10 protein-coding genes are annotated in these 13,738 nt (G+C 38.1%); 2 read left to right on the top strand and 8 right to left on the bottom strand.

Translation table 11 applies throughout. The features are described 5' to 3' along the window. Positions 1–73 precede the first annotated feature (73 nt). A complete protein-coding gene (gene coaW, locus BANA01_RS15605; RefSeq protein WP_034673899.1) occupies positions 74–880 on the bottom strand; it encodes a type II pantothenate kinase in 807 nt (268 codons plus the stop codon). A gap of 162 nt (positions 881–1,042) precedes the next feature. On the opposite strand from coaW, the gene BANA01_RS15600 reads away from it, so the two are divergent. Then, on the top strand, positions 1,043–1,459 hold the full coding sequence (locus tag BANA01_RS15600; RefSeq protein WP_063253722.1) for a hypothetical protein: 417 nt from the start codon (positions 1,043–1,045) through the stop codon (positions 1,457–1,459). 256 nt (positions 1,460–1,715) lie between these two features. Here the strand turns inward: BANA01_RS15600 and BANA01_RS15595 are convergent, their stop codons facing one another. The 6 genes from BANA01_RS15595 to BANA01_RS15570 form a co-directional block, all read right to left on the bottom strand. Next, positions 1,716–4,853, bottom strand: coding sequence for an AAA family ATPase (locus BANA01_RS15595; RefSeq protein WP_034673890.1), 3,138 nt, complete (start codon positions 4,851–4,853; stop codon positions 1,716–1,718). Continuing rightward, positions 4,850–5,995 carry an exonuclease SbcCD subunit D gene (locus BANA01_RS15590; protein WP_034673892.1) on the bottom strand — a complete coding sequence of 382 codons (1,146 nt, stop codon included), beginning with the start codon at positions 5,993–5,995 and terminating at the stop codon, positions 4,850–4,852. Before BANA01_RS15590 ends, BANA01_RS15595 begins: the two co-directional genes overlap by 4 nt. Before the next feature lie 360 nt (positions 5,996–6,355). Continuing rightward, positions 6,356–6,556 carry a cold-shock protein gene (locus tag BANA01_RS15585; RefSeq protein ID WP_007083969.1) on the bottom strand — a complete coding sequence of 67 codons (201 nt, stop codon included), beginning with the start codon at positions 6,554–6,556 and terminating at the stop codon, positions 6,356–6,358. Between the two features lie 250 nt (positions 6,557–6,806). Next, on the bottom strand, positions 6,807–8,621 hold the full coding sequence (locus tag BANA01_RS15580) for a TIGR04190 family B12-binding domain/radical SAM domain protein (protein WP_063253721.1): 1,815 nt from the start codon (positions 8,619–8,621) through the stop codon (positions 6,807–6,809). A 147-nt stretch (positions 8,622–8,768) separates the two neighbouring features. After that, positions 8,769–9,125 (bottom strand): ArsR/SmtB family transcription factor, encoded by a 357-nt coding sequence (locus BANA01_RS15575; RefSeq protein ID WP_063253720.1) that lies wholly within the window; start codon positions 9,123–9,125, stop codon positions 8,769–8,771. 22 nt (positions 9,126–9,147) lie between these two features. Further along, positions 9,148–10,896, bottom strand: a complete 1,749-nt coding sequence (locus tag BANA01_RS15570) for a SulP family inorganic anion transporter (protein WP_082799546.1) — start codon at positions 10,894–10,896, stop codon at positions 9,148–9,150. Between the two features lie 330 nt (positions 10,897–11,226). Here BANA01_RS15570 and BANA01_RS15565 point away from each other — a divergent pair, with 330 nt between their 5' ends. Next, on the top strand, positions 11,227–12,018 hold the full coding sequence (locus BANA01_RS15565; RefSeq protein WP_034673888.1) for a TIGR00266 family protein: 792 nt from the start codon (positions 11,227–11,229) through the stop codon (positions 12,016–12,018). A gap of 52 nt (positions 12,019–12,070) precedes the next feature. Here BANA01_RS15565 and BANA01_RS15560 read toward each other — a convergent pair whose 3' ends face one another. Further along, positions 12,071–13,621, bottom strand: a complete 1,551-nt coding sequence (locus tag BANA01_RS15560; protein ID WP_063253719.1) for an ATP-binding protein — start codon at positions 13,619–13,621, stop codon at positions 12,071–12,073. Positions 13,622–13,738 lie beyond the last annotated feature (117 nt).

Raw genomic sequence — 13,738 nt, 5'->3', positions numbered from 1 at the left:
AGTTGCCACCTGCTTTTTTTACTTCTTCCTATTTACTTTATCTTTAACGGACCGATAGTTCAAGAGGACAATTTTAGACTGTTATATGGGCTCCAATGGCACCGCAATATTCGCCTTTTTCTAGAAATACCGGTGTTACTCCTACCATATTCATATAAAACTCAAGAGCCTGCTTTAATGGATGATTGCCAACAGTAGCACTTCCGATAATGACAGCATTTTTAACCTGATGAATCGTTGCTGCCTGTGACGTTAACAACACAATCGTTTCGGCTATCATATTAGAAAGTGACGCCAGACGGTCTCCTTCTGAATGTTTCTGCCGAATACCCTTTGCAAAGTTTGCCGCTGTTAATTCACCGTTAACGGGACTTTCACCAGATTCATAGATGTCTTTTACCATCATGTCAACATTGCCTTTATTTCCTTCTTCCGCGAGGACTGTGAGCTGACGGTAGCCTCGTACTTTGGTAAGTAGTGATCCAAGACCTGTAAACGTACCGCCACCAATTCCACTGCCAAGGATTCGCTCTACCTTATCGCCTTTCACTACATGCCAAGAGGTTCCGGTTCCAATATTTACAATTAAATAATTTTCTCCAAGACTCTTATTTTCAGCCGCTAGTAAAAAACGAGTACCCTCACAGGTTGCTTGGAACTCGGGAATGATTATACTCTTTGGAAAATACTTTTTCTGTATGACACTGGATTTACCGCCAGTTAATGCAACGTGTAAAGATGGCACAGATAGTTTCAACCATGAAATCGCTGCATCCTTTTCTTTAATGTGAAATTTTTTAAAATGCATTCTCTCATTTTCCTGATAAACTATTTTGATTAATGAACCGCCAGCATCAATTCCTGCCGTATTTCGATGCATTCCCTTCCACCTCTTTAATAACGACTAGTATACTTACTAATTTGACAATCATCGTTAATTTCCTGCTTTTCATTTCACCAATCCTCCACATTCATGCCGTTCCAAGAGTCAAGTAATATGCTATGTTGGAAAAAAGTACTTTTACAACAAAGGAAGATTCAAATGAAGAAAATATCTTGGCCAATTTTATTAGGACTGACCCTGTTAGTGGGATGTCAGAATGCCGAAACGAAGGAAGAAACAAAGCCATCGACCGTACAAATGGAGGAAAAAGTACCAACAGAATCAGAAATGAACACACCTTTCCCTTATCCCAATTTATTGGCTGATAGCGAAGAATCCTTTTCACTTTTAGTTATTGGGGATCAGGATACCCCCATTGAAAACAACCAAAAGATTACCCAAAAAGTAAATGACATTTTAAGCTTACCTGAACTTAAAATGGTGAAGAATGCCTATCCGGAACTGAATATTAAAACAGAACCAGCCTATATTCTCTTTGACCAGGCTGGAGTAATACACCAATCAAAGGATATAAATGAGCTGACAACTTATCTAGAACAAAATAAGACAAAATAAAAACCAGAATTTTATCTGGTTTTTTTCATTGTTTTTATTTCAATCATTCGATAAGTAAAATAAGCAGAGATTTTCCGGTTAAATGTAGAATGCATCACGTTTTGGGGTAAATAAACGGAGGTTTTCCGCTTCTTAAAAGAAAAATCCCCCATTTTCGAATTTTTTAAGCCAATAAGCGGAATCTCTCCTTCTATTTAGACCTTTTTAATAATACATTTCTAATTAAGCGGAATTTTTCCGTCTATTTTTCTTTATTTTAATTTGTAAAAACAAATTCCGTCCGACTTCCACTTTGACCCGCTATAACTTCAAGTCTAATATCGATTCTTTCTTTCAGTTCCGGAACATGCGATATGATTCCAACTAAACGTCCGCTGCTTTGGATATCCATTAGCGCTTCAATGGCTTGATCAAGGGATTCAGGGTCAAGTGTGCCAAAACCTTCGTCAATAAACATCGTTTCTAGTGAAACACCGCCTGCATAGTTTTGCACTACATCCGCAAGCCCAAGCGCCAACGATAGAGAGGCTTTAAAGCTTTCCCCACCCGATAAAGTCTTTACATGACGCTCTTGCCCAGTATATTGGTCAAAGACAAGAAGCTCTAAACCACTTTGAACATTCCCTTTTGAACGATCCGTTTTCCTTAGAAGCTCGAACCTTCCCGCGGTCATTTTTCTTAATCGGACATTAGCTTCCCGTAAAATATCATCTAAGAATGCCGCAAGTACATAACGTTCAAATGTAATACGATACGTATTTTGGCCTTTAGCAATTTCGTGCAGATGTCCAATCAGCTGATACCGTTCCTCTAATACCTTCATTTCCTCATTGATTTTTTTAACTTTGTGAAAGATATCAAGGTTGTCCCGCCTCTTAACAAATAGATCTGTCCGTTGATTGTTTAGCTCTACAATTTCAAGTGCAAGCTTCTCTAATAATGCCTTTAACCCCTCAACATTAGGCGTCTTAACATCTTGTAAAAGCACAGTTAATTCAGTTAAACGGTCTGAAACAGAGCGTAACTCTTCACGATAACTGCGAATTTCACCTTCAAGAATCTGGATTTCCTTCTCAGTTTTCTTAGATGAATGATAGAGACTGTAATTTTCAAATCCTTGTTCTGCAAGTTTCGTAACAAATATTTCTCTCTCCGCTTTAAGCTCATTTTCTTTACTAGAATGGTGTTTAACTGCGTCTTGCAATCTGGCAGTTTCAGCGGATTGTTTCTCTTTTACTGCTTGTAATTGCTTTTGAGCCTCTTCTAGTCTTTTCACTAACATTTCATGCCTGTTTTTTGATGTTTTTAACGCCTCTTCGTATGCTGCCTGTGTTCGAAGGTTCTCTGGGATTACCTTCATCATCCTGGTTAGGTTCGTGTTCTTCTCCGTAAATTGTACAGTCATTTCAGTTACATGAACTGAAAGCTGTTGTATAGCACTTTTTAAACCTGATTTTTCAGAATCGCTTTTCTCAATGTGCTTATTAATCTGATCAAGCATTTTGAATTGTTCATTCAGCACTTTTTGGGCATTCTGTAGATTATTCTTGGCAACAAGAATCTCTGATTTTATTGCATGCAAATCGGTCTCATTAAAGTCAACACGATTGGAACGAATTTCTTTTAAAAGCTCCTCACAATTTTCCCGTTGTGTCTTTTCAATCGATTGACTTTCAAAAAAGAGTGACTCTGCTGCAGCTTTTTCTTTTTCCAATAGAACCGCATGTTGTTTAGCGGCTTTAAGATCTTCTTCATTTGGGATTAGTGCCTCGTCCGCTGAAGCTGGTGCTGGATGGTGCTCCGAACCACATACTGGACATGCTTCACCATTTGAAAGTCGTGCTGCTAACAGTGACGCTTGTCCATGCAGCCATTTATTCTCCAATTCTTCCACCAGTGCCTTGGCATCCAAATACCTAGCACTTAAATTTTCATATTTTCCAGCTTTCACTTTTAGATCCTTTAATGCATGTTGATGGCGTCCAAGGAAGCTTTCGTATTTTTCCATACGTTCTAACTCAGTTTGCATTTTTTCTAGCTGACGTTCATTTTCTATAAACTTCAGCTGGCCCTTTTCAATTTCTGCCTTTTTGTCAAGAAGTTTTTTCACCTTGTCTTCCAGACCCTGAAGATTATTTTCAGATTCTACTTGTTTTTTCTTTGCAGCTTCTAAAGAAGCTTCAACTGCCGCTGACTCCTTTACCAAAGCAGCAAAAGAATAAACATCGTCCTTCATATTAAGTAGTTGGTTAATCATTTCAAGTGCTTTTTGGCGCTCCCCTTCACGCTCGTATTCAGCTTGATACTGTTGTTCATACTGTTTGGAGAGAACCTCAAGTTTCTCGATTTCACTTTGTATTGAAGTAACATTTCCCTTTAATTGGTCCAACTCTCGCTTTAACCGGTGGCATAGTTCCTCTTGTTGGGCCAATAGTGCTGCTTTATGCGCAAGTTGCACTTGTTTTTCTTTTTCTACAAAAGTATCTGCTTGTGATTCAAGTTTACTTTTTTCCTCTTTTAAGGCTTCTCTTGTTTGGATTTGTTGTAGGATGGATTCTGCTTCAAATAGCTTGCCTTTTAAGATATCTTGTTCCTGTTCCTTTTCTTTCAAGGAGACGGCTAATTTTTCAAGCAGTTTTTCCATATCATTGATTTCTTCCTGTAAAAGAGGCATGAGGATTATATCATTTACACTGTCTGCTTCTAAATATCCTCTTAGCTCGTCATTGGTTACAGCTTGAATCCGGCGAAGATTTTCATTTCTCGTTTGAACCTGCATTTCAACCGAATTTTTTAACTCTGTAGATTCAGACTTCAGCTTTTCTTCGACCATCTTATAAATCTGTGTATGGAACAAGCGCTGTAAAATTACTTCTTTATCCTTACTATCAGATGTTAACAGTTTCCGAAATTCCCCTTGAGGAATCATTAAAATCTGACGGAACTGATTGCTGTCAATCAGCATAATTTCTTTAATTTTTTCTTCCACATCATTGATTTTTGTAGCGAGTAATTTCTTTTCTCCGTTCTCATCCCAGCTATATAATTCAGCCTTTGCTGGTAACGTTGTGTACCCTTCGCCCTTTTCTTTTTTCTTGGGCTGCTGCGGGAGTCGGGTGATTGAATAAACTTTGTTCCGGATAGCGAAATCGAGTGAGACCTCTGTGACCAAATCTGCTCGTGCAAATTGGCTTCTTAGTTCGGGGCCGTTACGGTCCTCGCCACTTGCTTTTCCATATATCGCATAACTAATAGCGTCAAATATTGTAGTCTTACCCGCCCCTGTTTTACCAGAGATGACAAACATTGTGCGATTTCCCAGTTGCGTGAAATCAATAGTCTCTATATCCGCATATGGACCAAAAGCCTGCATGGTTAGTTTTAATGGTCTCACTTAACTGCCTCCTCTCGTAACACTTTTTCAATCACGTCTGTCATTACTTCCTTTTTATCGGAGGAAAATTCAGCTGTTGTCATTTCCGTATAAAATTGCTCAAATAAGTCTAGCTCAGATTTTTTCTCATTTCGTGTGATATTGATAGACTGTTTTTTCTTCATGTCCGTTATATCTATTTTCCTTTCCAGGTGTAAGACGTTCGGATACACTTGGCGTAATTTATTGATTGGGTCAAGCAATGCACCTTCATCTAACAAGGTGATTTTCAAATAATCATGCAAACGTTGTTTTTCATAATAGAAAGGATCTAATAACTCATCTAGATGTCCTTCTAGTTCACGCATGTCATGTGTAGGATTCAGTGACCGATAACGGTGCGAAAAATTCCCTTTTTCATCCATTTCGATTATAGAAATCGATTTATTTTGTTTGGCTTCTGAAAAGGAGTACTTTAAAAGGGAGCCTGAATATTTAACTTTGTCGTGTTTGATGGCATCAGGGCTGTGAAGATGTCCAAGGGCTGTATAGGAAAATGGTTCAAAAACTTCAGCTCCTACACACCCTGATCCTCCAACAGATAAAACTCGTTCGGAGTCAGATGTCTGCCCCCCTAGCACAAATGCATGTCCTACCAGGACGTTGGGTTCATTAGGATTTAGGTTCTGCTCCATTTTTCCAATCAATGCCTTCATCGCGTCCTGATGGGAATGAATGGAATCATCCTCAAGCAGCTGCCGTACCATTCCAGGTTCTGCAAAAGGCACTAAATAAAAATTAACGCCGTTAACCTGTACCGGCTTAAAACTATTCGTTAGCTTACCAGATAAGTAGAAATGGCTGTGCTTATACCATGAGCTTCCAAATGACAGTCTTTCAGCACTGTCATGGTTGCCAGCAATCGCAACCACTGGCGTCTTCAACTCGACATTGATTTTAAATAAGATTTCATCTAATAGTTCAACGGCATCAGTTGGCGGTACTGAACGGTCATATAAATCGCCGGCAATAACGACAGCATCCGGCTTTTCCTCTGCGACTATTTCAACAAATTGATTTAATGCTTCCCGCTGGTTTTCTGTCATGTATACACCATGCACTAACTTTCCTAAGTGCCAGTCAGCTGTATGGATAAATTTCATGTAATCACCCCATCTTTATTCACTCATAAATACTATTATAGCAAAATACCATCTTTTGTGAGATTGGAAAACGTAGAAATAACAGGTAATACTGGGTGGAGGATTTTAATTTTAGCTGTGTTAGACTAGGCTGTTGATTTCCGCTACAGGCGCTACGCTTTCCGCGGGCTCGCCCGTGAGCCTCCTCAGCCGTTACCGACCCGCGGGGTCTCACTCAGCTCGTACATCCCGCAGGAGTCGAGCGCCTTCCGCTCAATCAACAGGTTCTTAAATCAGTAGTTTCCTTTAACACAGCCTAATTTATAACGCAAAAAACAGCCCGACTCTTTGGTCGGGCTGTTAAATCATTGGCTTCATGTATTACTTTTTAGTTACGTTAGCAGCTTGTGGTCCACGAGCACCTTCAACAACTTCGAAAGATACTTCTTGACCTTCTTCTAGAGTTTTGAAACCTTCTGTTTGGATAGCAGAATAGTGAACGAATACGTCGTTACCGTCTTCAGCTTCGATGAATCCGAAACCTTTTTCAGAGTTAAACCATTTTACTTTACCGTTTTTCATGTGAAAAAATCCTCCTATTGGCTTAGATCAAGCCATGTGTAAAATTCACCAAATTACAACGTGATAGCTTTACTTCCACTTTCTTATCCAAACTTCAGTTAAAACTTGAACAAGCTTTGTAACATAAATCTAATCTCGTGCAACGGCTGACTAAAATTTAACATTTTTTAGCTGTTCAGTCAATAAAGTATTATAGACAAAAGCCTACAAAATTCGGGGTTTGTAAGGCATTTACAACCAAATTCTCAGCTTACTTTTCGTGATGATTACCGCTCGAATTCGTGACCATAACTTGATTTCTATCAATCTTGCCAATTTTACATTTAATGTCTTTGGCGATGTCTTTAATGAGTAATTCTAAGCCAATGTAAGTTAGCGATGGGAAATTTGCAAACAGCTTTTTAACCTCCCATTTCAGTTCATTTTCACCGCAAATACTGTGACGGTTGATTTTTTCTACTTCATCCTTAATAATGGCAAGTTGTTTTTGTTTTTCAGCATTAGGTAACTGCTCAATCGCGTCAAGTCTGTTAAGAAACTCTACAGACTTTTCAATTTTCAGCCTCACCTCATCATGAACATCTTTTGAAATAATATGATTCTTGCATTTAAATTCATTTAACTTAAGGGCAGAATCATAGGTTGCTTTTACGATTTCCTCTCTCGTCATACTATTTGTTTCATAGCTAAGCATATTTTTCCAGGATGGCTGCTGCATAGCTGCACGGAAATCTTCAAGTTTATGGCAAAATTTCTTATAACCATATTTCTCTGGATTTTCAAAGGCAGGACTGCCCGGATCTAGGAATGGTGAAAGTGGCGCGACAAAATAAGATATTCGAGAATCCTCGCCGCATACTTTGTGAATATTTTCACAAAATTCGACATTTCTCATCGCACTTTCATAACTTTGATTAGGGATCCCTGTCATGAAAAACAAGTCAATTTTCGCACAGCCATGCTTTAATGCATATTGGAGCATTTCTATCACCTTAGCATTTGTACATGGCAGTTTTCCATTATATCTGCGAATGTCCTCATCCTCAGATTCAAGTGTAAGCTCAATACTATACTTAGGTATGGCCTTATTTAATCTTTCAAAAAATTTCTCATCCGCGTAATTAAACAATTCAAACACAATCTCATTCTTCAGCTTCATGTTTGCTAAACCATCAAGGAATTCATCAACGTACTCCTTACCACCCTGCCTTATATCGTTCAATAGAAAAATAGGTGCCCGTGTAAACCTTTGAATCAAGGCAATATCTTCAAGCATTCTCTTTGGCGACCGCATTACCAGCTTTTTTCGATTACAGTTTAACTCATATGCGTCCTTAGACCCCCCGCAGATTAAACAGTTATAGGTACATCCCTTTGAGGTTAAGATGGCTGTATTCGGATACTGAATCCACCCTTTATAAGGCAGTGGATCTAGTAGATTAAAGTACTTAAAGACAGAACCTATGATGTAGCGGTATCCGGGTAAATTAAACTCATCAAGACTGTCCGGTACATAGGTAAGCTCATTATAATAATATTGATTTTTCCGCTTCCAGGTTAGATTAGGTATACCTGCAAATCCCGATACATCCTTTTTCTCGAGCTTATTGAGTAGCATGAGTATTATTTTTTCAGTGGTGTCACCACGAACCACAAAATCGATACAAGGATATTCAATTAATTCCTTATGGAAATAGGTGCTAGATAATCCCCCGAACATAACAGGTATATCTGGGTGATATTTCTTAATGATTTTAGCTAATTCCACACTTCCATGTGCATGCGGAAGCCAATGTAGATCAATTCCAAATGCTTTTGCTTTAATATTTCGTATTTTCTTTTCAACATTAAAATTAGGATTTAACAACATCCGATTTGCAATATTGACGATCTTCACCTTCAATCCAAATCTTTCTAAATAATCACCAATACTAGTCAACCCAATTGGATACATTTCAAATACAGGTGATGATGGAACGACATCGCTGATTGGACCGGTAAATAGCATTTTTTTTCTGAAGTCATAAACGGTTGGCGGATGCAGCAGTACCAAGTCGTAAATCATTTGATCACTTCCTAAATTTTCTTAAATTTGATTACACCTTTATCGTAATATAAGAAACAAGGAAAATGTTGGGTTAATTATTACAATTAATTGATAATTACGAAAACATCATTAACCTAGAGTTAAACGTAAAAAAGCCGAAGAATATTATTTCTTCGGCATAGTCATTACTTCTTCATCTTCGTCTCTAAACTTATCTAAAATCGTAATCGTGTCAACTAAATGATTATTAAAAATCTGACGAGCCACTGCTAGTAATTCAACGATCATGGGGTCTTTAAGCGTATAAATGACTTTATTCCCTTCCTTTGTGCCAGTGACAATGTTTTTTGCTCTTAAAACTGTTAACTGCTGAGAAACAGCAGAGCCTTCACTGCCAACCAAGGTTTGAATTTCATTAACATTTTTATCCCCTTCAGCTAACAGTTCTAATATGCGGATTCTCAAAGGATGTGCAAGGGCTTTGAAAAATTCCGCCTTAAATTGCTGCATTTCAAGATTCAATCGATTCACTTCCTCATTTCATCTAGTAAGTAGCCGAGAGCTTCTGTTTGCTGCTATCCATAACTTCGGAAGCCGAAAGCTTCTTACATTCTTTAAAGGCGAAGTGTTTACAACCAAGACATTTATTTTGCTCCAGCTGTGATAATGCAAATTGAATAGCGTCACCTGTGTGTGCAAAGAAATGTTCCTGACCAATAACTTCATATAAGCCGGTACTTACCAAAACATTTTTTGGTTGTTCATTAATTCCAGATATGATAACTATACCATTTTTTGAAAAATGGGACACAATACTAGCCAAATTGGCCTCTCCCGTTGTATCCATAAATGGAACCCTGCTCATCCGCAATAACAGAATCTTAGGCCGGTAGTTAATGGTATTCATAATGGATGTTTCAAACGTCTGGGCAGCTCCAAAAAATAATGGACCTTCTACATTATAGATACTTATCTGAGGACAATCATGTGATTCTGATACAATCTGCGGCTCGACCTTTGCATGTTTATGCTGCAAGTTTGGCAATGCCTTTGCAGTAGTCATTAGATTGCTCATTCTCATTGTAAATAGAACCGCAGCCATCACCAATCCGACTTCCACTGCCGTTGTTAAATTAACAAAAACCGTTAATAAAAAGGTAACAACTAATACCAATGAATCAGTAGATTTTGTTTTTAAAATATAGGCAAATACTTTCCTCTCACTCATATTCCATGCAACCACCATTAATATAGGTGCCATGCTTGCCAGCGGTATATATGAGGCAAATGGAGCAAAAAACAGTAACACGAGTAAAACGACTACCCCATGAATAATACCAGACAACGGCGAAACCGCGCCATTTTTTATATTAGTAGCGGTTCTAGCAATGGCACCTGTTGCTGGAATACCTCCAAACAGCGGAGTAACCATATTGGCAATCCCCTGACCAATTAGTTCCTTGTTACTGTTATGCTTGCTGTTTGTCATTCCATCTGCGACAACGGCTGACAGCAAAGATTCTATCCCACCGAGCATGGCAATCACAAACGCTGGCTTTATAAGGGTAATAATCATCTCTACGCTTAAATCAGGTATATGCAGTTTTGGCAAAGTACTAGGAATTTCCCCATAAGCTGTTCCAATCGTTGCTACCTGATTGGGAAAGAACAGAGTTGCGATCATTGTTGAAACCACTAAGCCAATTAATGGTCCTGGAACCTTTGGAGCAATTTTTGGAGTCAAAATAATCGTTGCTAAACAAATGACTGCCGTTAAAATACTTAAAAGGTTAATACTGTCCAAGTGGATAATAATTTCTTTTAAATTATTAATAAATTCTTCATGTTTCTTAATACCTGTCAACCCTAAGAAACTAGCAATCTGCCCGGTAAAAATGGTGATAGCTATTCCTGTTGTAAATCCAATTGTTACTGGTCTTGGAATGAACTTAATTAACGATCCAAGTTTAAAGATTCCCATTAGGAGCAACATGATCCCCGCTAAGAAACCTGCTATTAACAGATTTTCATATCCGTACGTCATGACAATTCCAAATAGGATAGGGATAAATGCACCTGTTGGACCGCCAATTTGATACTTTGATCCTCCAAAAAGGGATATGAGAATCCCGGCAACAATTGTGGTGTAGATTCCATATTCCGGTTTCACCCCTGAAGCAATTGCGAAAGCCATTCCAAGAGGTATCGCAATTACACCGACAATAAGTCCTGACAGGACATCTTTTGGTACATTACTTAAGGAATATTGATGGAATCTTTTGTCACTAAACATACGAACCCTTCTTATCATTTTAAATTTGTATATCTGATTATTTGAATATATAGGAATACCAAATAATAATCAAGATTTTTGTTTTAAATAATTTTCCAGTTGCGTTGTCCGCACCTTTTGTGCTATATTAATTGAGCGATGAGCTGAGTTGTGTAAGTCGAGAAACATTCCTTTATGGAGCGCACTATGTGGAGTGTGGTTTTTCGCCTCAATACGCAAAAAGACGTCTTGCTATATGCAGACGTCTTTTTTATTTGTTTTTGGTAAAATTAGCACTTTTTTCCTATTTCTATTAAAATAGATTTATAAAGAATTAGGAGGGATATTAGCATGAATAACCATGAAATTGATTACAAAATTTATGGCGATGATATGCAGTTCGTAGAAGTAGAACTCGATCCTCAAGAGACGGTTATTGCCGAAGCAGGAAGCTTCATGATGATGGAAGATGACATACATATGGAAACGATTTTTGGAGATGGATCTGGCAATTCTAGCGGCGGCTTGATGGGTAAATTATTTAGTGCGGGTAAGCGGGTTATTACTGGAGAAAGCTTATTCATGACTGCCTTTACCAATCAAGGTCATGGTAAAAAACACGTATCCTTTGCCTCTCCATATCCTGGTAAAATCATACCAATGGACCTAAGTGAACTCGGCGGCAAGATTATTTGCCAAAAGGACGCCTTTCTCGCGGCTGCCAAAGGGGTTACGGTTGGAATTGAATTTCAACGGAAAATTGGTGCTGGATTCTTCGGCGGTGAAGGCTTTATTATGCAAAAGCTTGAAGGCGATGGACTAGCTTTTGTTCATGCCGGTGGAACTATTACCAAAAAAGAACTCCTTCCTGGTCAGACCTTAAGAGTGGACACCGGCTGCTTAGTAGCTATGACCAGTGAAGTCGATTATAATATCGAAATGGTGAAAGGCGTTAAGACTGCGCTTTTCGGAGGCGAAGGTTTATTTTTCGCGACACTAAGAGGTCCTGGTTCAGTTTGGATTCAGTCCCTGCCATTTAGCAGATTAGCTAGTCGTGTCTTTGCAGCTGCCCCACACCGTGGCGGCGGGAAAGATGAAGGCAGCATCGCAAGAGGAATTTTTGATATTTTCAATGGTGATTAAATTTACAAGTACAAAAGGAAAAGGGCAGAATTCATTGCCCTTCTCCCACTTTTTAGAGGTTTTTTTCCCCAAGGTAATCAGAAATGGCCACCTGTAAGGTTCCCTTTAACTCAGCAACGTGCTCAAAAGAAATCCCGGAGTTAATAACGAGCTTTACAATTTCCGGCCGTAGTCCAGTTATAACCGTCTTACAGCCCATCATGGAGACACCATTAATAATGCGAACAAGATGCTGGATGACTTCAATTTCCATCACTACTGCACCGGAAAGATCTAATATTAACGTATGAATATGTGAATGACCTATATCCGCGATTAATTTATCTTCAATCGTACTAGCTCTAAACCCATCAATTGAACCGATTAACGGGAGAATGCTGATATCGCGTGAAATTGGAATAATCGGTACAGAAAGATTCTCTACAAGTTTTCTCTGAGCATCTAACAATTCATCCTTGTACCTGCTATATTGGATAAAAAATGAATTCAAAAATTGATCAAATTGTCGATTGATGTTTTTTTCCAATGTGAAATAAAACTCTGAAGAATGATCGTTATTTTTATTAATGTCAAAATTATAGAGAAAATCCCACACTGTTCGTCTGATCGCTTGTATCCATTCCAATTTAAAAGCAATGGTTAATGAATATTTAGCCCACGCCATTCCTTCCTGCTTTGCGAAAGAGATTAATTCATGTTCCCTTTCGTCTACAATCAATAACACGAGTTTATGGGCATTGCTTAATAGATTGATATTACCAATTCTATGTATTTCATCAATCTTATCCTTCACATTTATAGCTTCTTCTAGTAGTCTATCCTCAAAAATATCTTTATTTGCAAGAAAATATTCCTTTATAGATAACGTTTCCTCATAGGTTAAATTCAACTTTTTTACACCTCTATTTTTAGGGTCATTTCTCACAGGTATTCTTAAGGTAAATTTTGTTCCTTGATTTACTTCACTTTCGACATTTATTCTGCCGCCATGCTGGTATATAGTAGAAAACACTTGGGTTAACCCCATCCCTGTACCGAGGTCCTTAGTTGAAAAAAACGGGGTACCCAATAAGGATAATTTTTCATTAGGGATTCCAACCCCCGTATCTTCTATACACACCACTACTTCATTTCCCTCAGCGAAATGGCTGATCATTAAGGAACCAGAATCACTCATGGATTCCAAAGCATTTTTTATTAGATTGAAGATTGCCTTTTTAAACTGACTTTTTTTACCATAAATCGGAGTATTTGTATCATAATAACTTGTATTTATATGAATATCATATATTTTATCTTGAAATAAATTTAAGGTAGATTCCAATTCAACTGCAATTAGAAAAGATTGTGGCTGCTCGTCTTCCTGGTCTGGTTTAGAAACTTGAAGAAGATCATTCAGTGTTGTTAACGCATTTTCTAATTCAAACTGAGCTATGTTAATGTACTCAGGATTACTTTCATGCTCTAGTAATTGCAAAAACCCTTTAACAGCGGTTAATGGATTACGAACTTCATGGGCAATCCCTGCTGCAATTTGGCCAACCGAGGCCAATTGTGTTAAATGCTTTTCGCTTTGACATGGGGCTGGATATAAACCTTTCACCGAAACAACCCTTTCTTTTAGAGTGTTTTTAAAATTATTTAGCCTCTCTAAAAACAGATATTACCAAAATATTCGAAAAATAGATAGGTAATAAAATACTAGACTATTACCAAATAT

It is taken from the genome of Neobacillus niacini NBRC 15566 (genome assembly GCF_001591505.1).
In the GTDB taxonomy this organism is placed as follows: Bacteria; Bacillota; Bacilli; order Bacillales; family Cytobacillaceae; genus Neobacillus; species Neobacillus niacini.
The sequence above is the reverse complement of the archived record's forward strand: the minus strand, read 5'-3'. Positions and strand labels throughout refer to the sequence as shown.

What these genes read in the sequence shown, in the direction of transcription:
- coaW (WP_034673899.1), bottom strand. Translation starts at nt 880, where the DNA reads ATGCATCGAAATACGGCAGGAATTGATGCTGGCGGTTCATTAATCAAA.
- BANA01_RS15600 (WP_063253722.1), top strand. Translation starts at nt 1,043, where the DNA reads ATGAAGAAAATATCTTGGCCAATTTTATTAGGACTGACCCTGTTAGTG.
- BANA01_RS15590 (WP_034673892.1), bottom strand. Translation starts at nt 5,995, where the DNA reads ATGAAATTTATCCATACAGCTGACTGGCACTTAGGAAAGTTAGTGCAT.
- BANA01_RS15585 (WP_007083969.1), bottom strand. Translation starts at nt 6,556, where the DNA reads ATGAAAAACGGTAAAGTAAAATGGTTTAACTCTGAAAAAGGTTTCGGA.
- BANA01_RS15580 (WP_063253721.1), bottom strand. Translation starts at nt 8,621, where the DNA reads ATGATTTACGACTTGGTACTGCTGCATCCGCCAACCGTTTATGACTTC.
- BANA01_RS15570 (WP_082799546.1), bottom strand. Translation starts at nt 10,896, where the DNA reads ATGTTTAGTGACAAAAGATTCCATCAATATTCCTTAAGTAATGTACCA.
- BANA01_RS15565 (WP_034673888.1), top strand. Translation starts at nt 11,227, where the DNA reads ATGAATAACCATGAAATTGATTACAAAATTTATGGCGATGATATGCAG.